This is a genomic window from Polynucleobacter sp. AP-Kaivos-20-H2, assembly GCF_018882215.1.
Classification (GTDB): domain Bacteria; phylum Pseudomonadota; class Gammaproteobacteria; order Burkholderiales; family Burkholderiaceae; genus Polynucleobacter.
On sequence record NZ_JACVOX010000004.1, the window covers coordinates 26936 to 46879 of the forward strand.

17 protein-coding genes and 1 pseudogene are annotated in these 19944 nt (G+C 46.2%); 1 reads left to right on the plus strand and 17 read right to left on the minus strand.

The annotated features are described in order from the left end of the window. Positions 1 to 22 precede the first annotated feature (22 nt). The 5 genes from ICE89_RS10560 to ICE89_RS10580 all read right to left on the minus strand — a co-directional run bounded on the left by ICE89_RS10560 (position 23) and on the right by ICE89_RS10580 (position 6251). Positions 23 to 1810 (minus strand): acyl-CoA dehydrogenase, encoded by a 1788-nt coding sequence (locus tag ICE89_RS10560; protein ID WP_216265861.1) that lies wholly within the window; start codon positions 1808 to 1810, stop codon positions 23 to 25. Positions 1811 to 1867: 57 nt separating this feature from the next. Continuing rightward, positions 1868 to 2803: an electron transfer flavoprotein subunit alpha/FixB family protein gene (locus ICE89_RS10565; protein ID WP_216265862.1), complete on the minus strand. Its 936-nt coding sequence runs from the start codon at positions 2801 to 2803 to the stop codon at positions 1868 to 1870. Next, complete coding sequence (locus ICE89_RS10570; protein ID WP_216265863.1) at positions 2804 to 3553, minus strand: electron transfer flavoprotein subunit beta/FixA family protein; 750 nt, start codon at positions 3551 to 3553, stop codon at positions 2804 to 2806. Between the two features lie 88 nt (positions 3554 to 3641). After that, positions 3642 to 5294, minus strand: a complete 1653-nt coding sequence (locus ICE89_RS10575) for an acyl-CoA synthetase (protein ID WP_216265864.1) — start codon at positions 5292 to 5294, stop codon at positions 3642 to 3644. A 36-nt stretch (positions 5295 to 5330) separates the two neighbouring features. Then, entirely contained in the window at positions 5331 to 6251 is a 921-nt protein-coding gene (locus tag ICE89_RS10580; RefSeq protein WP_216265865.1) for a histone deacetylase family protein, read from the minus strand. 95 nt (positions 6252 to 6346) lie between these two features. Between ICE89_RS10580 and ICE89_RS10585 the strand changes: the two genes are divergently transcribed. Continuing rightward, positions 6347 to 7600, plus strand: a complete 1254-nt coding sequence (locus tag ICE89_RS10585) for a lytic transglycosylase domain-containing protein (RefSeq protein ID WP_216265866.1) — start codon at positions 6347 to 6349, stop codon at positions 7598 to 7600. Here ICE89_RS10585 and cysM read toward each other — a convergent pair. From cysM to hisC, 12 genes and pseudogenes are all read right to left on the minus strand, one after another. Then, a complete protein-coding gene (gene cysM, locus ICE89_RS10590; RefSeq protein WP_215357889.1) occupies positions 7597 to 8508 on the minus strand; it encodes a cysteine synthase CysM in 912 nt (303 codons plus the stop codon). The two genes, ICE89_RS10585 and cysM, sit on opposite strands and share 4 nt — an antisense overlap. Positions 8509 to 8549: 41 nt before the next feature. Beyond that, positions 8550 to 8978, minus strand: a complete 429-nt coding sequence (locus ICE89_RS10595; protein WP_216265867.1) for a helix-hairpin-helix domain-containing protein — start codon at positions 8976 to 8978, stop codon at positions 8550 to 8552. Between the two features lie 88 nt (positions 8979 to 9066). Then, positions 9067 to 10086: an ADP-glyceromanno-heptose 6-epimerase gene (gene rfaD / locus ICE89_RS10600; protein ID WP_216265868.1), complete on the minus strand. Its 1020-nt coding sequence runs from the start codon at positions 10084 to 10086 to the stop codon at positions 9067 to 9069. Then, complete coding sequence (gene rfaE1, locus ICE89_RS10605; protein WP_216265869.1) at positions 10083 to 11012, minus strand: D-glycero-beta-D-manno-heptose-7-phosphate kinase; 930 nt, start codon at positions 11010 to 11012, stop codon at positions 10083 to 10085. The genes rfaD and rfaE1 overlap by 4 nt, the downstream gene beginning before the upstream one ends. A 47-nt stretch (positions 11013 to 11059) precedes the next feature. Further along, complete coding sequence (locus ICE89_RS10610; protein WP_216265870.1) at positions 11060 to 12424, minus strand: UDP-glucose/GDP-mannose dehydrogenase family protein; 1365 nt, start codon at positions 12422 to 12424, stop codon at positions 11060 to 11062. Between the two features lie 17 nt (positions 12425 to 12441). Beyond that, on the minus strand, positions 12442 to 13653 hold the full coding sequence (lapB, locus tag ICE89_RS10615) for a lipopolysaccharide assembly protein LapB (RefSeq protein ID WP_216265871.1): 1212 nt from the start codon (positions 13651 to 13653) through the stop codon (positions 12442 to 12444). A 66-nt stretch (positions 13654 to 13719) separates the two neighbouring features. Then, positions 13720 to 14058, minus strand: a pseudogene (locus ICE89_RS10620) (integration host factor subunit beta); the annotation flags it as partial. A 52-nt stretch (positions 14059 to 14110) separates the two neighbouring features. Beyond that, positions 14111 to 15784 carry a 30S ribosomal protein S1 gene (gene rpsA, locus ICE89_RS10625; protein ID WP_216262497.1) on the minus strand — a complete coding sequence of 558 codons (1674 nt, stop codon included), beginning with the start codon at positions 15782 to 15784 and terminating at the stop codon, positions 14111 to 14113. A gap of 136 nt (positions 15785 to 15920) precedes the next feature. Next, positions 15921 to 16583, minus strand: coding sequence for a (d)CMP kinase (gene cmk, locus ICE89_RS10630; RefSeq protein WP_216265872.1), 663 nt, complete (start codon positions 16581 to 16583; stop codon positions 15921 to 15923). 4 nt (positions 16584 to 16587) lie between these two features. Continuing rightward, complete coding sequence (gene aroA / locus ICE89_RS10635; RefSeq protein ID WP_216265977.1) at positions 16588 to 17907, minus strand: 3-phosphoshikimate 1-carboxyvinyltransferase; 1320 nt, start codon at positions 17905 to 17907, stop codon at positions 16588 to 16590. A gap of 8 nt (positions 17908 to 17915) precedes the next feature. Then, on the minus strand, positions 17916 to 18797 hold the full coding sequence (locus ICE89_RS10640) for a prephenate dehydrogenase/arogenate dehydrogenase family protein (protein WP_216265873.1): 882 nt from the start codon (positions 18795 to 18797) through the stop codon (positions 17916 to 17918). After that, complete coding sequence (gene hisC, locus ICE89_RS10645; RefSeq protein ID WP_216265874.1) at positions 18797 to 19915, minus strand: histidinol-phosphate transaminase; 1119 nt, start codon at positions 19913 to 19915, stop codon at positions 18797 to 18799. The genes ICE89_RS10640 and hisC overlap by 1 nt, the downstream gene beginning before the upstream one ends. Positions 19916 to 19944 lie beyond the last annotated feature (29 nt).

Here is a 19944-nt window from a genome sequence, read left to right on the forward strand (position 1 = left end):
TTTTATTCTCTTTTGCGTCCCCTTAGAACTGCTCTACTTCCAGGGCATTGGTGGAGTGACCGCTTTCAACAATCGACGTTGCTAGTGCTTGTGCTTGAGGCATGAGATTCTCAGCAAAGAAACGAGCTGTAGCAATCTTCGCATCATAGAATTTTGGATCGCCATCGCGAAGACGCTCAGAAGCTAAGAGCGCCCTCGCCATTTGCCAGCCGCCCAATACCAAGCCAGATAAGCGCAAGTAAGCAAAGCTACCAGCATAGACAGCCTTGATATCTGTCTTTGCATTCGTAACGATGTATGCAACGGCCTGCTCGAAGGCGGCACGAGCTAAGGTGAGCTGTTTGAGCACTGCTTTAGCATCAGCGCTTCCACTGGCAGCTAAATCTTTTTCAGTGGCAGCAATTCTTTGGGAAAGCTCTTTGGCAATCGCACCGCCATCACGAACCGTTTTTCTACCAACTAAGTCATTCGCCTGAATTGCAGTAGTGCCTTCGTAAATCGTCAAGATGCGGGCATCACGGTAATACTGCGCTGCGCCAGTTTCTTCGATAAAGCCCATGCCACCATGCACTTGAACTCCCAGACTAGCGACTTCAATCGACATTTCTGTAGAAAAGCCCTTAACGATTGGGACTAAGAATTCATAGATAGCTTGATTAGCTTTCCGAACCGCTTCATCAGGGGCGGCATGCTGTGCATCATAGGCAGAAGCAGCGTAATAAGCTAAAGCACGTGATGCCTCTGTGTAGGCGCGCATGGTCATGAGCATCCGCTTTACATCCGGCTGATGAATAATTGCAACTGGGCCCGGTGAACCCGCTAGATCGCGGCTTTGTACTCGATCTTTTGCATATTGAACCGCCTTTTGATAGGCACGCTCAGCTACCGCTACGCCTTGCATACCTACTGCAAAGCGAGCCGCATTCATCATCACAAACATGTATTCAAGACCGCGATTTTCCTCGCCTACTAAGTAACCGATCGCACCACCATGATCACCAAATTGTAGAACCGCAGTTGGGCTCGCTTTAATACCCAACTTGTGCTCAATCGAAACGCAATGCACATCATTACGTTCACCTAATGAACCATCTTTATTCACCATAAACTTCGGCACTACAAATAATGAAATACCCTTTACGCCCTCTGGTGCATCAGGTGTTCTGGCTAACACCAAATGGATAATATTCTTAGCCATATCGTGCTCACCATAGGTGATATAAATTTTGGTACCAAAAATCTTGTAAGTACCGTCACCCCCTGGAACAGCACGTGAGCGAACCATCGCAAGATCAGAACCAGCTTGAGGCTCAGTCAAATTCATTGTTCCAGTCCACTCACCAGAAATCATCTTCGGAACATATTGCTCCTGAAGTTCAGGGCTAGCAGCAGTTAAGAGAGCTTCAATAGCACCATCAGTAAGTAATGGGCAGAGTGCAAAAGAAAGATTGGCTGCATTCACCATCTCTAAACAAGCAGTAGAGATCAATTTTGGTAAGCCTTGTCCACCAAACTCTGCGGGATGAATTACGCCTTGCCAACCAGCAGCAGCGTATTGCTCAAAAGCTTGTTTGAAGCCAGGGGTGGTTGTCACTACACCATCCTTTAAAGAGCTTGGGTTTTGATCGCCAGTCCAGTTGAGGGGTGCCACTACATCTTGATTAAATTTGGCTGACTCCTCCAAGATCGCAGGGGCTAAATCTACATCCGCACCCGCGTCAGCATAGGAGGGATAGGCAACAACATCTGATAGCCCAGCTAGTTCATTCATCACAAACAACATATCTTTCACTGGGGCTACGTATGGCATTACAACTCCTCTTTATACAATTTGATACTTAATTAATCTTTGACTTCAATCTTCAGCTCAACCAAGTGCTTTTGTTAGCTCCGGCACAGCAGTATTCAAATCCGCCACTAGACCATAGTCAGCAACACCAAATATTGGCGCCTCTGGATCTTTGTTGATTGCTACGATCACTTTGGAATCTTTCATACCAGCCAAATGCTGGATGGCACCTGAGATACCTACGGCAATGTAAAGCTGAGGAGCCACAATCTTGCCAGTCTGACCCACTTGGTAATCATTGGGAACATAACCTGCATCCACCGCAGCACGGGATGCACCTAAAGCAGCACCGAGCTTGTCGGCCAAAGGAGCAATGAGCTCCTGATACTTTTCACCAGAACCCAAACCGCGACCACCAGAAACAATAATCTTGGCGGCGGTCAATTCTGGACGATCAGATTTAGTCAGCTCACGACCAACAAAGGATGATGAAGATTTACTATCAGCAGCAGCAGCTTTTTCTACAGCAGCTGAACCACCAGTTGCAGCGACTGGATCAAAACCAGTAGTACGTACGGTAATCACTTTGATTAGGTCAGTGGATTGCACGGTTGCAATCGCATTGCCAGCATAAATTGGACGCTCGAAAGTATCTACAGAGATGACTTTGGTAATGTCAGACAACTGGGCCACATCTAACTTAGCGGCAACGCGTGGCAAAACATTCTTCCCATTAGCTGTTGCAGGAGCGAGGATATGACTATAGCTATTCGCAATGGAGATGATCTGCGCAGCCAAAGGTTCAGCCAATTGATCGGCCAAATTGGCGGCATCGATTTGAATGACTTTGCGCACACCAGCAATTTGCGCTGCGGCAGCTACGGCAGCATCAGCACCACTACCAGCAACGAGCACATCCACTTCAGGAGAGCACTGCAAAGCAGCTGCTACAGCATTAAGGGTTGCCGCTTTTAATGATTGATTGTCGTGTTCAGCAATAACAAGTGCAGCCATTTAGATCACCTTCGCTTCATTTTTGAGTTTTTCTACAAGGGCTGCTACATCAGCAACCATCACGCCAGCAGAGCGCTTTGGCGGCTCTTCTACTTTAAGTGTTTTCAGGCGTGGGGCAATATCGACACCCAATTCTTCAGGCTTCACGATATCAATCGTTTTCTTCTTGGCCTTCATGATGTTCGGCAAAGTGACATAGCGTGGTTCATTCAAGCGCAGGTCAGTGGTAATCACTGCCGGCAAAGTTAGTGCAATAGTTTCTAAGCCGCCATCGACTTCGCGAGTCACAGTGGCATTGCCGTCTGCAACCACCACTTTGGAGGCAAAGGTAGCCTGAGGGATATCCAACAAGCTTGCCAGCATCTGACCGGTTTGATTACTGTCATCGTCAATTGCTTGCTTACCAAGAATGATGATTTGCGCTTGCTCTTTATCAGAGAGCGCCTTGAGAATCTTCGCTACTGCTAAAGGTTGCAGCTCTGCATCTGTCTCCACCAGGATGGCACGATCCGCACCAATTGCCAAAGCGGTACGTAGGGTTTCTTGGCATTGAGTTGCGCCAGCAGTCACTACAACCACTTCAGTTGCAACACCCGCCTCTTTTAAGCGCACTGCTTCCTCTACTGCGATTTCATCAAAGGGATTCATGCTCATTTTGACGTTCGCTAAATCAACACCAGAGTTATCTGATTTCACCCGAATTTTGACGTTGTAATCTACAACGCGTTTTACAGCTACTAAGACTTTCATCCCTCAAACCTCTCCAATAATATATAAATCGAGAATAAACCCTCAATAAAAAGCACGATCGTTTTATTTTACCTGAATATTTGCCAAATTAAACATCAATTGCGGTAGCTGAACCCGCTTGTTTCCGAAGCTCAAACTTCTGAATCTTGCCAGTCGAGGTCTTTGGTAGCTCACAGAACACAATGGCTCTCGGAACCTTAAAGCCTGCTAAATGCTTTTTACAGTGGGCAATAATCTCCTCAGCAGTCACTTCTGAGCCAGGTTTGATTTCCAAGAAGGCACAAGGCGTTTCACCCCACTTAGCGTCAGGCTTAGCAACCACCGCAGCAGCATTAATGGCTGGGTGTCGATAGAGCACATCCTCAACCTCTACAGAGGAAATATTTTCACCTCCAGAAATAATGATGTCTTTGCTGCGGTCCTTCATCTTCACATAACCATCTGGATTTATTACCGCCAAATCACCCGAGTGAAACCAGCCACCTTCAAATGCCTCTTGGGTTGCTTTTTCGTTCTTCAGATATCCCTTCATGGCGATATTGCCCTTGAACATAATTTCACCCATGGTTTCACCATCAGCCGGAACGGCCTGCATAGTTTCTGGATCAAGAACAGCAATTGCTTGTTGCATGTGGTAGCGCACACCTTGACGTGCATTTAAGCGAGCACGCTCACCGATATCAACATCATTCCACTCATCTTGTTTAACGCACACAGCTGCTGGCCCATAGGTTTCAGTCAAACCATAGACGTGCGTTAAATCAAATCCTAACTTTTCCATGCCCTCAATAATGGATGCAGGTGGTGCGGCACCCGCGATCAAGCCTTTGACTCCTGCGGGCACTCCCACCTTCAGCTCATCTGGCGCATTGACCAACAAGTTATGCACGATAGGTGCTGCGCAGTAGTGGGTCACGCCATGTTCTTTAATTGCCGCAAAAATATGTTGCGCATCAACCCGACGCAAGCAGACATTGACACCAGCGCGAGCTGCGATCGTCCATGGGAAGCACCAACCATTGCAATGGAACATCGGCAGAGTCCAAAGATAAATAGGGTGCTTATTAATATCCCAGTCCAGCACATTGGAAACAGCATTGATTGCAGCGCCACGATGGTGATACACCACGCCCTTAGGGTTACCAGTAGTTCCCGATGTGTAGTTCAAGCAAATCGCTTGCCACTCATCTGCGGGAACTTGCCATGCAAAATTTGGATCCCCTTCGGAGAGTAATTTCTCATAAGTAAGTTTGCCTAACTTCTCGCCAGGAACATTAAATTCATTTTCTTCAACATCTACCACCAAGAAATCACGACCAGAATCTTTCTTAGCGATCTCAAGCGCTTTTTTCATCACCCCTGAAAATTCAGGATCAACAATGACTACCTTTGCTTCGCCATGATTCAGCATAAAAGCCACTGTCTCTGCGTCTAAACGAGTATTAAGAGCATTCAAAACTGCACCCGCCATCGGAATACCAAAGTGGGCTTCTACCATTGGAGGCGTGTTGGGTAACATCACCGCTACGGTGTCACCCAAACCAACACCATGCTTTTGCAAGGCGCTAGCCAAGCGACGGCAACGCTCATAGGTTTGCGCCCAGGTCTGACGCAATTTCCCATGAATAACGGCAGTTTTATTGGGGTAAATTTCTGCTGAGCGCTCTAAAAATAAGAGCGGTGTAATTGGGGTGTAGTTGGCTGGATTGCGAGCCAAACCTTGTTCATAAATATTTGCCATCTTCAGCTTTCGATTTCTGTTTTACTAAATTTTTTATTAAATGTCTGCTAGTGCTTTAATATGGGCCACCACACTGCGGCCTAAAGCAGAGAGGTTATAACCACCCTCTAAGCAGCTCACAATGCGTCCTTGCGCATACTCATTAGCAATCTCTTTTAAACGTTTGGTAATCCAGACATAGTCATCCTCCACCAAGCCCATCTGACCTAAATCATCCTCGCGATGGGCATCAAACCCTGCTGAAATAATCACGAGCTCAGGCTCAAAATTACGCAAAGCTGGCAACCACTGCTCTTCCACAATGGAGCGCACCACATCGCCCCGAGTCGCAGCAGGCAAAGGTACATTGACCATATTGTTTGCGTGATCAAGGCCGCTATAGGGATAAAAGGGATGTTGAAAAAAGCTACACATCAAGACATTAGGGTCATTGAAAAAGGCAGCTTCAGTACCGTTGCCATGATGGACATCAAAATCAACGATGGCGACACGCTCAATGCCGTATGTTTCCATTGCATATCGCGCAGCAATCGCCACGTTATCAAATAAACAAAATCCCATAGAACGCGTTGGCTCCGCATGATGTCCTGGCGGTCTTACAGCACAAAATACGTTCTCAACCTCACCCTTCATCACAGCATCTACGCCTGCAATAGCAGCGCCTGCAGCTCTGAGTGAAGCTCTGTAAGTATGGGGATTCATAATGGTGTCACCATCGAGCATGAAATACCCGCTCTCTGGGGCGCGATCTCGAACAAAAGAAACGTGGTCAGAACTATGAACCAATTCCAATTGGTCCTCAGTGGCCAATGGCGCATCTAAATGATGTAAAAATTGATCAACACCACTGCGAATCAGTTGATCATTGATCGCCTGAATTCTCTCTGGACACTCTGGATGATGGCTTCCCATCTCATGTTTCAGAAAGTCTGGATGAGTTATGTATCCTGTTGTCATTACTCGAAATCCTCAATAGCAAATTTGTTATTTTTATAATCTAATTAAACGTGCTCAACATTCGAAAATCCAATACCAATAAAAATATCTTAGGCATGAACTTTCACGTCTCCTACCTACTGCTTGCTCTTGCGTTTTTAGCAGGGTGCTCTAGCACCTCCACACAACCAACCCAATCGCAACAGCCCATCGTAAACCAGACTGACGATGTCGCTACCGAGGCGCGTTTTAGCCAGAACCTCAACGAACTCCTTACCCAGGTCTCCCAGAACCAAGAAATCCCACTCCCAGCCCTAGAAATGGGCTTCCTAGATGCTAAAACGGTTCCCTCAATTCGGAAATTGGTATTACCCCCATCGGTTACATTTAAGAAGAATTGGCTGGCTTATCGCAAACGCTTTATTGAGCCCGTGCGCCTTAAGGCTGGCAGGGTCTTTTGGGACCAAAATCAAGCCTTTTTGAGCCAAGTTGAGCAAGAGTCAGGGGTGCCAGCTGAGATTATTGTGGCCATTATTGGCATCGAGACCATCTATGGGCGCCAAACTGGTAATTTCAGGGTGAAAGATGTTTTATCCACCCTCGCCTTTAGTTACCCAGATACCCCAAATAAACCAGCACGTGAACAACTCTTCAAGGATCAACTCAAAGAACTCATTCTGATGTGTTGGACCGGGGCGGGTGGCAAGTTGCCCTCTAAAAATAGTAGTCAAGGTATCAATAGCACACGCTTTAATGCTTGCCTAAATCAGAATAGTTCTTATGCTGGCGCCATCGGCCTGCCACAGTTCATGCCCAGCAGTATTCGCAGCTTTGCAGTCGATGGTGACGGCGATGGTCAAATTGATCTAAGGCAAAGCCCTAAGGATGCTATTGCGAGTGTTGCCAACTTCATGAAAAAACATGGCTGGCAACCCGGTATGCCGATTTCATTTCCAGTTCAAGAAAATGGCATCAGTACTGCCAAAGCAATGGCTGATGGTGAACCGCAATTGAAATTTACTGTACAAGAGCTCATTGAAAAAGAAATCTTGACTCAGCAACAGGGCGATCTTCAAAGTGGTGGGGTAGAGCCACAAAGCAAAGCTTTCATCGTTGACCTACCGTATCCAGATAAAGATGGCGTAGACCAAGTGCAATATTTTGTTGGCTTAAATAATTTTCTGACGATAGTGCAATACAACCGCAGTTATTTCTATGCGCAAAGTGTTGCTGAGTTTGCCCAAGCCCTAGGATATAAAAATCAAAGTGTTGTGCCAGTAGAAAACTCAAGTAAAACTGTTGGCTCAAAGGCGGCTACTGAAAAGTCTAAACCCAAGAAATCCAGCGCTAAGAAAAAAGTAAAGTCTTAAGCCGGAAAAACACCAGTAGATAGATAGCGGTCACCACGGTCGCAGACAATAAAGACGATCGTGGCATTTTCAACTTGACGGGCAATGCGCAAAGCCACTACCAAGGCACCTCCAGCAGAGATGCCACAGAAAATACCCTCTTCTGCTGCCAAGCGACGGGCCATCTCCTCTGCATCCGCTTGCGAAACATACTCAATCAGATCTACCTTATCGCCTTGATAAATCTTGGGCAGGTACTCGGGTGCCCACTTCCGAATACCAGGGATCTGTGAGCCCTCTTCTGGTTGTGCACCAATAATCTGAATCGCAGGATTCATAGACTTTAGATAAGTGGAGACTCCCGTAATGGTTCCAGTTGTACCCATAGCGGATATGAAATGGGTAATCTGTCCATCAGTGTCTCGCCAAATTTCTGGTCCAGTAGTTTCTATATGTGCTCTAGGATTGTCAGGATTGGCAAATTGATCAAGTAATCTACCGCGCCCTTCTCTTTGCAGCTGCAAGGCGTAATCTCTGGCAAATTCCATACCGCCAGAGGCTGCGGTCAATATTAATTCAGCACCATAAGCCGCCATACTTTGACGACGTTCAATGCTTTGATTTTCTGGCATGACTAGAATCATTTTGTAACCGAGCATCGCTGCAGTCATTGCCAAAGCAATACCCGTATTGCCGCTGGTTGCCTCAATTAATGTATCGCCAGGTTTAATCTCACCGCGCTCTTGTGCGCGTGAGATCATCGACAGCGCAGGTCGATCCTTCACCGACCCGGCTGGATTGTTTCCTTCCAACTTACCCAAGATCACATTATTGCGATTCTCGTTTTCTAAACCAGGAATACGCTGCAAACGAACTAAAGGCGTATTGCCCACAGTCTGCGAAATAGTAAGGTAGGAAGGTTTGCTCATAAAGCCATTTTAGCCATAAGCCGCCTTAAACACGGAAGGGTTTAATTTCTGCGACCTGATCCCGAACGCTCCTGCTGATTGCGAGGACTAGCTTGATTACGCGAATGGCGTCGGCTAGATGCTCCACCCTCTTTCTTCGTGCGGCCATTAGGCTCCCGAAAGGAGCTAGGGGCTTCAATGGTTAAACCGTTATCCACCATTTTTTCGACTGATTTCATACCAATGCCACGAACCCGCTTCTGCAGATCATTCGCATCCTGAAAATGACCGCCATCCAAACGTTCAGCAATAATGGTTTTTGCCTTAGCAGGGCCAATACCCTTAATGCTCTCAAGCTCGGTTTGAGTGGCAGTATTGACATTAATGGGTGAAGCGTAAGCTGCCCCAGAACCCAATACCAATACAGTTAATGCTAGTGCTACAGCTCCAACTAAAGTCTGAACTTTACCCAAAGTTAAATTTTTTATCATCTTCTCTCCTGTAGTAAATAAAAAATCCACGGACACAAAGTGCGCGTGGATCGTTTACAACGAGGAGAAACTACTTTTGTTGACTGACTTACAAGGGGTTAGCCAGAAAACCAGCATTAGCCTCCAACCACTCGATATATTTTCCTACACCCTGCTCAACACTGAGGAAGGGCTCTGTATAGCCCGCAGCCCTCAACTTAGTCAAATCAGCTTGAGTAAAGCATTGATATTTGCCTTTGAGTGCATCCGGAAATGGAATGTACTCAATGGCTTTTTCTTTCACCAATTCTTGAAGGGTTGCAGGCACCCCTTTATCTAACTTACGCATAGAATTAGCTACGGCATGCGCTACATCATTGAAGGGTTGCGCACGACCGCTACCTAAATTAAAGATGCCACTGATTTCTGGATGATCTAGGAAGAAGAGGTTTACTTTAACTACATCCTCAACGGATACAAAGTCGCGACTTTGCTCACCAGGAGCATAACCACCGTACTCACCAAACAGCTTTACATGACCATTAGCTTTGTATTGGTGATATTGATGAAAGGCAACTGAAGCCATACGGCCTTTATGTGACTCACGAGGGCCATAAACATTGAAGTAACGAAAGCCAACAACCTGTGCTGTATTTGCCTTTTCTGCAAAATGCTTACGCATCACTTGATCGAATAAGAACTTAGAGTAGCCATAAATATTGAGTGGCTTCTCATGCTCACGACTTTCTACAAATACGTCTGAGCCACCATAGGTAGCCGCAGAAGAGGCATAAAGCAATTGAACCTTTTGCTCAGTGCAAATATCCAAAAGATCCATGGTGTAGCGATAGTTATTCGCCATCATGAAAATTCCATCTGTCTCCATGGTGTCGGAGCAGGCCCCCTCATGAAACACGGCCTTCACCTTACCCAAACGACCACTTCTAAATGCCTCTAGAAACTCATCTTTATCAAGGTAATCAATGATGTCCAAATCAGCGAGGTTGCGATACTTGTCTGCAGGGCGAAGATCATCTACTGCAATGATATTTTTCTCGCCACGCGCATTAAGCGCTTGAACAATATTGGCACCAATAAATCCAGCTGCGCCGGTAACGATAATAGTCACTGTAATTCCTCTGAAGTAACGGTTGCAGTTCCCAACTTGCCAACGACGATGCTACCAGCACGGTTTGCAAGCGCCATGGCTTTTTCTAAAGGCCACTTCGCAGCCAATGCCACGGCCAATGTTGCAATCACAGTATCGCCAGCACCAGATACATCAAATACCTCACGAGCCTGCGCCTTGACATGACTGACACCTGCATCAGTATACAAACTCATACCTTCTTCAGAACGCGTTAGAAGCAAGGCTTGTAAGTCAAGGGACTTTCTAAGGTCTTGGGCTTTCTTAGTCAAATCTTCTTCGCTAGTCCACTGACCAACCACTTGGCGCAATTCACTACGGTTAGGCGTTAAGACAGTAGCGCCACGATACTTTTCATAATCTTCGCCCTTAGGGTCAACCAAGATCATTTTATTTTGTGCTCGAGCCTGCTCAATCATATGAGCTACTTGGCCCAATGCGCCTTTGCCGTAATCGGAAAGTATTACTACGTCAGCATCACCCACGAGTTTTTCAAAACGCTCTAATTTATGAGCAAGCGCTTTTGCGCTTGGAGTTTCTTCGAAATCTAAACGAATGAGCTGTTGCTGACGAGCAATCACTCGTAACTTCACAATAGTTGGAACATCTGCATCAATTTCCAACTGGCTATTGACACCGCCGGCTTTTAATAGCTCAACTACACGCTTGCCAGGTTCGTCATTACCAACAATACCGAGAATGGTTGCTTTAGCATCGAGCGCAGCTACGTTACGAGCTACGTTAGCAGCGCCACCAAGACGTTCATCAATCTTACCTACCTGCACCACTGGCACTGGCGCCTCAGGAGAAATGCGATTGGTGTCACCGAACCAATAACGATCCAGCATGACATCGCCCACCACTAGTAGACGGGCTTTGGAGAACTGTTCTCTATTGGCTTTTTCCATTTAGCTATTTACTATTTTCTGTGTTTTGGCGCTTCTTATTTATTTACTTAATTATGTCTACCAATGCCATAGTACTCAATACCTAATTCTTGCATAGAAGCTGGCTCATAGAGGTTGCGACCATCAAAGATAGTGGGACGCTTGAGTTTTTGCATGACCTGATCAAAATCAGGAGTATGGAATGCCTTCCATTCCGTCACAATAACCAAGGCATCAGCATCAGTTAGCGCTGACATCGGATCGGCAGTCATTGATACTTGCGCAAGACCTGTTGGATTACCTTTAAAGTCGAGCTCCAAGGCATGACTAGCTTCAGACATAGCAACTGGATCATACGCAACCACTTGGGCGCCACGTTTAACTAATTCCTGAATAATCACACGGCTAGGCGCTTCACGCATATCGTCGGTATTAGGCTTAAAAGCCAATCCCCACAAAGCAAACCTCATGCCTTTGAGATCTTTGCCAAAGCGTTTTTCGATCTTCTCAACTAAGGTGTACTTTTGTAATTCATTAACGGCTTCTACAGCGTCCAGAATTTTGAGTTCACGACCGTGTTCTTTAGCAGTCTTAGAAAGTGCTGATACATCCTTTGGAAAACAGGAGCCGCCATAGCCTGTGCCGGGATACAAAAAGCCAAAGCCAATACGGGAGTCTGAGCCAATGCCTTGGCGCACATGTTCAATATCAGCGCCAACTAAGTCGGCCAAGTTCGCTAACTCATTCATAAAGGAGATGCGGGTTGCTAACATTGCATTAGCTGCATATTTAGTCAGCTCAGCACTCTTCACATCCATGTAGTAGGTGCGCTCGTGGTTGCGATTGAATGGGGCATAGAGTTTGCGCATTTGCTCTTTAGCACGCATTCCTGCTGGTGTATTTTCAGTGCCAATCACAATGCGATCAGGGCGCATAAAGTCTTCAACGGCTGCGCCTTCTTTTAAGAACTCAGGATTAGAGACCACTGCACATAAGTCTGAAGGTAAACCTCTTTTTTCTAGCTCTTCGGTAATTGCGGTTTGAACCTTATCTGCAGTACCTACTGGGACAGTCGATTTATCGACAATCACTTTAGGGGTGGCCATATGGCGACCAATATTACGCGCTGCTGCAACAACATATTGCAAATCAGCAGAACCATCTTCATCGGGAGGGGTGCCTACTGCGATGAACTGAATATCGCCATGGGCAACCGAAGCAGCAATATCAGTAGAAAATTGCAAACGACCAGCAGCACGATTTCGCTCAATCATCTCTTTGAGGCCTGGCTCATAAATTGGAACTCCGCCAGAATTGAGAATCTCAATCTTTTTGGGATCAACATCTACGCAAAAGACATTATTGCCCTGTTCAGCCAAGCATGCGCCTGTAACCAAACCTACATAACCACTGCCAATTATAGTAACTTTCATTCTTTCTCCTAAATTCTTTACATCGAAGGACCACTTGGTGCGGCACCTTCACTTCGTCTTGGGGAGTATGCCTCCCAATGATTACATCCAGGGCACTGCCAATAAAATCTTCTCGCCCTAAAGCCACAATTGCCGCAAGTGTAACGAGCCAAACTAGTAGTACGCTGGCGCAATAGATTCAAAATCGATTGAAGTTCTAAAAGTCTTTCTGGACTAGCACTACCTTCTTCTAATGCGAGTCGGGTTTCAGCCATCTTTGATAATGCAATCAGAGTAGGTGAATGCTGCATCACATCAGACAACATGATATTTGCTGCTTGTGGGCCACGAATTTTCATCAGGTGCTTATGCACAATATCGAGCAACTCACCTGTAGCTTGGGTTTTCAGTAAATCACAAAGGCGATCTAAACCCTCATCCGCCTTATTAATTGCGGTATGAGCCAACATCCAACGATCTGCCAATAAATGCATGTATGCAGGGTGCTTACTAGCAATCATGCTCCAAGCCTCAATTGCTTGAATAGGTCGCTCCATTGCCATTAAATAATCGCCCTGCAATATCAAAGCGCGCGCGTGATTAGGCACCGCCTGCAAAGCACGTTGTATCGATTGCTCCGCTTCCACTAAATCTTTACGGCGTAACGCTTCTTGACCTAGCTCACAGTGGAATTGCGCAATTTCAGTATGGTGTGACTTGCCTTGGAGACCCTCTAACTCACTAGCCGCAATAATTGCTTTTTTCCAATCATGCTCAATTTGATACATCTCCAGCAAGCTTTCTTTAGCAGGCTCAGCATACTTACCATTGCCTACACGATTTAAAGAAGCTTCCGCTCGATCAAGCAAGCCAGCACGCAAAAAGTCACGGCCCAACTCATAGGCAGCGTGATCACGATCGCGGGGCTTCAGATCATCACGATTAGCCAAGTGCTGATGAATGCGAATAGCGCGCTCTGTTTCACCACGACGGCGAAATAAATTACCCAATGAGAAATGCAGCTCAATAGTCTCTGGATCTAATTGTGCAATTTTGACTAAGGTTTCAATCGCCTGATCAGGCTGCTCATTGAGCAAAAGACTCAAGCCTTTAAAGGTAGAGCGCTGCTGACGCATGCGCTCACGTTCATCCATGCGGTTTTCAAGACGCAAGTCCCAGCGTGCCGCTAACCAACCAATGCCAAACATCACTGGCAGCAGCAACAACCAAGCGGTAGCTATCTGGATCATAGTGCGCAGAATTTAAATAAAAAAATGGCCCGAATGGACCACTGAGGTTGAGCCTGAATCTTAGGCACCAGAACCCTCTTTGGGGCCCGCCTGCTTCAACGGCTTGTAATCTACTCGCTCACGCAACTCTTTGCCAGGCTTAAAGTGGGGAACGCGTTTTTCTGGAATCAATACTGTCTCACCAGACTTTGGATTGCGACCAGTACGCGCAGGACGATGGTGAAGCACAAAGCTACCCACGCCACGCAACTCGATACGCTTGCCCTCAGCCAAAGCATGAGTCATTGTGTCCAGCAAAGTTTTTACCGCCAACTCCACATCCCTAGGCAGAAGCTGCGGAAACTGTTCCGCGAGGCTCTCCACTAGTTCGGAGCGGGTGATTGCTTGTTGCTCTTGATCTGTCATGATCTATCAATAAAAAATCGCCACTCCCCTAATGGAAAGCGGCGATATTGATTTAGCCTTGATTATCCAATTTTGCTTTTAACAAAGCACCCAAATTGGTTGTGCCAGACTGCGCATCACCTTGGAGCTTGCTCATTGCATCTTGTTGATCAGAGCTGTCTTTTGCTTTGATTGAAAGATTGATAACACGTGACTTGCGATCAATATTAATGATCATTGCAGTAACGCTATCGCCTTCTTTCAATACATTACGTGCATCTTCAACGCGATCTGTTGAGATCTCAGAAGCACGTAAGTAAGCTTCAACTTCATCAGCTAAGTGAATTGTTGCACCCTTAGCATCAACCGCTTTCACAGTACCAGTTACGAGGCTACCCTTGTCGCTGACAGATGTGTAGTTGTTGAATGGGTCACCAGACAATTGCTTGATACCGAGAGAGATACGTTCCTTCTCAACATCAATTGCCAATACAGTGGCTTCAACTTCATCACCTTTTTTGTATTTCTTAACAGCTTCTTCGCCTGGCTCATTCCATGAAAGGTCTGAGAGGTGAACTAAACCGTCGATACCGCCAGGCAAGCCAATGAACACACCAAAGTCAGTAATAGACTTGATTGCGCCAGATAACTTATCGCCTTTTTGTTGGGCACGTGAGAATTCTTCCCATGGATTAGCTTTGCACTGCTTGATACCCAAGCTAATACGACGCTTGTCTTCATCAATATCCAGAACCATTACTTCAACTTCGGTTCCTAATGCAGTAGCTTTGCTTGGAGCAACGTTCTTGTTAGTCCAGTCCATTTCAGAAACGTGTACCAAACCTTCGATGCCAGATTCGATTTCAACGAATGCGCCGTAATCAGTCAAGTTAGTTACTTTGCCGAATAAACGGGTATTAGGTGGATAGCGACGAGCGATACCAACCCATGGATCATCACCAAGCTGCTTCACGCCGAGTGAAACACGGTTCTTTTCTTGATCGAACTTCAAAATCTTCGCTGTAACTTCTTGACCAACAGTCAACATCTCGCTTGGGTGACGTACACGACGCCATGCCAAGTCAGTGATGTGCAAGAGGCCGTCGATACCACCGAGGTCAACGAACGCGCCGTAATCAGTAATGTTCTTAACGAGGCCAGTAACAACTGCGCCTTCTTTAAGATTAGACATCAACTTAGCACGCTCTTCACCTTGGCTAGCTTCAACCACTGCACGACGTGACAACACTACGTTGTTACGCTTACGGTCAAGCTTGATAACCTTGAACTCCATCGTCTTACCTTCGTAAGGGCTGGTGTCTTTGATTGGACGTGTATCAACGAGTGATCCAGGCAAGAATGCGCGGATACCGTTAACCATAACAGTCAAGCCGCCTTTAACCTTACCGGTAACAGTACCGGTAACGATCTCAGCTTGCTCAAGCGCTTTTTCCAAATTCATCCATGATGCCAAGCGTTTTGCTTTATCACGGGAAAGGATGGTGTCGCCATAGCCGTTCTCAAGAGCGTCAATAGCAACAGAAACGAAATCGCCAGGAGCTACTTCAATCTCGCCAGCGTCGTTATGGAATTCTTCAACAGGAATAAACGCTTCAGACTTTAAGCCAGCGTTAACAACGACGAAGTTATGGTCGATGCGGAGAACTTCAGCCGAAATAACTTGGCCGGTCTTCATATTCGATCGGGTTAATGATTCTTCAAATAGTTCTGCAAATGATTCAGACATGTGTATTCACTTTGTGCCGCCAGAAGGCCTGACGGGTTAGATTAAAAAAGTCTTCAAGAAACACGCTAATGAAAAGTCGCGTTGTGGAGTTTCTTAAGACACCAAAAACTACTGCATACAGCCAGCTACATACAAACTAGGCGATTGTCGATTGATACCAATCTAAAACCGTCTTAACTGCTTGATCTATAGATAAATCTGATGTTTCAAGCACTTTTGCACCATCTGCAACTAACAAGGGTGCGGTACCTCGACTACTGTCTCTGGCATCGCGCTCCTGCAAATCTTGCAGCAAGTCCTCAAGTTTAGCAGAAATTCCCTTAGCTATCAATTGCTTATAGCGACGCTCAGCTCTAGCAGCCGCTGTTGCGGTCAAGAAAACCTTTAAAACGGCGTCTGGGAATATGACACTTGCCATATCCCTGCCATCGGCCACCAGCCCCGGAGATTGGCGAAAACTGCGCTGTAGGCCTACCAAAGCGGACCTCACGTCAGGGTGTATAGCTAAAGCGGATGCCCTTAAACCCATACTTTCTGTGCGAATAGCATCTGTGACATCCTCGCCATTAAGCAAAATTCGCCCATTTTTGAATGAAATCAATAACTTAGGAACCAAAAGCCCTAATTCTGAGCCATTTTTAACGTCAATTCCCTGTTTTTCGCTAGCTAAAGCCACCAAGCGATAAAGGGCACCACTATCCAAATAATGAAAGCCTAGCTTTTCTGCAACGAGTGAGGCAACAGTACCTTTGCCCGAAGCAGTTGGGCCATCAATAGCAATGACTGAGAAAGAGCTCATGAACTTAGTTCACTACCTTTGCAAACTCTGCGAAGTAAGTCGGGAAGGTTTTTGCTACGCAATTAGGATCATTGATCTTGAGCGCATTTGGACCAAATGCAGCAAGTGAGAAACACATCGCCATGCGATGGTCATCATAGGTATCAATACCTTCAATCGGAGACTTCCAGTCACTGGGTAATGCAGGAGCTTGCACAACAATGTAGTCAGCACCTTCTTCAACGATTGCACCAACTTTTTTCAATTCTTTTGCCATTGCCGCAATGCGATCTGTTTCTTTAACGCGCCAGCTAGCGATATTGTTCAAACGCGTTGGACCTTCTGCAAACAAAGCAGCAACAGCCAAGGTCATCGCAGCATCAGGAATTTCAGTGCAATCAATGGTGATGCCATTGAGTTTGCCATTGGCATTTTTCACGCCAGATACTTCAATCCAATCTTCACCCATATTGATCTTGGCGCCCATCAGCGCAAGCGCGTCAGAAAAAGCTACATCACCTTGAATACTATCTTTACCAACGCCAAGAACCTTTATGGGACCAGCGCCAATGGCACCAAGAGCCAAGAAGTAGGATGCAGAAGAAGCATCACCCTCAACAGATAACTGACCAGGACTCTTGTACACAGAATCCGAATGTTTTGCAGGAATAATGAATGACTGTTTATCAGGACAAGCAACTGTCACGCCAAAGCGGGTCATCAACTTCAAGGTGATATCGATATACGGACGTGAGATAAGTTCACCAATTACTTCAATACGTACCGGCTCTATCGCAACCAAAGGCAAAGCCATGAGTAATGCGGTTAAGAATTGGCTTGATACATCGCCGCGTACTTTAACAACATCTTTAATCTGAATCGCTGCAGCGGATATTCTGATCGGTGGATAGCCTTCCTGCAATTCATAGTCGATCTTTGCGCCCACTTGACGTAAACCATCCACCAAATCCCGTATTGGTCGCTCATGCATGCGGGCAACACCAGATAAACGATAGTTACCACCTTGCATTGCTAAAGCTGCGGTTAATGGACGCATCGCAGTACCAGCATTACCCATAAAGAGGTCCGCCTCCTGCACCGGGAACTTACCACCACAACCCTCGACTACGCATACTTGATTAGGTTGATCGGTAACGGTCAATCCTAATTGACGCAAAGCACTGCGCATAACTTGAGTGTCATCTGCATCCAATAAATTCTTGAGGGTGGTCGTACCACTGGAAAGGGCTGCAAGTAGCAATGCCCGATTTGAAATACTCTTAGATCCTGGCAAAACAATCGAGCCTTGGGCTCGCTTGAATGGACCAATACTAATATCTGGCAAACCACTCATCAAAGCACATCCAAATCTTGACGCGCTTTACTCGCCTTATTGAATAATTTTTCCAATCCAGGGCCATCGTTCTCAGCAATCAGTTTTCGCATGTGACTCACAATCAACAGATACTGATCCAATTCTTTCAGAATTGCAGTGCGATTACCTAAGCAAATGTCGCGCCACATCTCTGGGCTGGATGCAGCAATGCGTGTGAAATCTTTAAAGCCAGCACCAACATGACCAAGCTTTTGATCAGCGTCTTCAGAATTCACTACGCTAGCCATTAATGCGTAAGACAGGATATGAGGCAGATGTGAAACCGCTGCATATATTGCATCGTGCTGTACGACGCTAATCTTTTTCACTTCAGAACCAACGGATTCCCAAAAACCAGTAATCAAAGCCGTATCTTCAGGTGAATTTTCTTGTAAAGGGCAAATAATAGTTTGCTTACCTTTAAATAAATCTGCCTTAGCAGCACTGGCTCCGTGCTGAGCACCACCTGCAATCGGATGAGCCGGCACAAATTGACATGCCTTCTTACCCAACACTTCCTTGGCAGCCAAAATCACATCGCCTTTAGTGCTGCCAGCATCGGTAACCATGGTGCGAGGCTCAAGATGTGGCTCCATCACCTCAAAGGCAGTGCGCATTTGCGCTACAGGCACGCAAAGCACGATGACATCAGATTGCTTAGCGGCCTCAACCAAATCCACCACACCATCAATAGCACCCATCTTTTGCGCTTGCTCTAAATTTTCCTTGCTACGACCTACGCCCAAAACTTTAGTCACCAAACCCGCCTGCTTGAGTGCCAAACCCAATGAGGCACCGATTAAACCAACACCAACGATGGTGACGGTACCGTAATTGCTTGCTGGATTAATGATGGTCATTAGGAAAGTATTTGTTTTAAAGAATCAATGAATGCTGTATTTTCTTCTGGCAAGCCAATCGAGATGCGTAACCACTGCGGCAAACCATAATTACCAACTGGGCGAACAATAATCCCGCGCTTAAGTAATTCCAAATTAATACGAGCACCAGCTTGGTCATCATCACCCACTTTGACAAGAACAAAGTTGCCTGCAGATGGCAGATAGCGTAAACCTAGTTCATCGAAAGCTTTGGTGAGCTGAGCATAGCCAGCACGATTGAGTTCAAAACCTTGCTGCAAAAATTCTTTGTCCTGAAGGGCTGCAATAGCAGCAGCCTGAGCCAGACTATTTACATTAAACGGCTGACGAATTCGATTCAGCAGATCAGTTAAGTGGGGTTGTGCAACCCCATAACCAATGCGCAGACCGGCTAAGCCATAAGCCTTGGAGAAGCTACGCGACAAAATCATATTAGGGAAGCGCTTTACCCAAGCAATGGCATCGTAGCGTTGCTCAGGCGTGAGGTACTCGTTATAGGCTTCATCAAGTACAACAACTACATTCGACGGGACTGCAACTAAAAAGTCTTCAATCTCTTTAGCTGTCAAATAGCTACCAGTAGGGTTATTGGGATTAGCCACAAACACCAACTTCGCCTTGTCGCCAGATGCCTTGATTGCCGCCAACATGGCTGGTAGGTCGTGACCATAAATATCCGTAGCAGCCACTTCAATTGCCTTGGCGCCAACAGCCTGGGTAGCCAAAGGATAAACAGCAAAAGCGTGTCTTGAGAAGATCACTTCGTCGCTGGCTTGTGCAACTGCACGTGCAGCCAATTCCAGAATATCGTTACTGCCGTTACCTAAGGTAATCCAATCTGTTGGCACACCCAATCGATCGGCTAAGACGTTCTTTAACTCAAATCCATTGGAATCTGGGTAGCGGCCTAAGTCACCTGCAGCCTTGAGCATGGCATCTTGTGCCGACTTTGGCATGCCTAATGGATTTTCATTGGAAGCTAGCTTCACAATTTTATTTTCATCAAGACCATACTCACGCGCAACTTCGCTGATAGGGCGACCACCAACATAAGGGGCGATCGCATGAATATGTTTTAAGCCAATCTTAGAAGTCATTCGAGCTTTACTAATTTATTTACTAATAC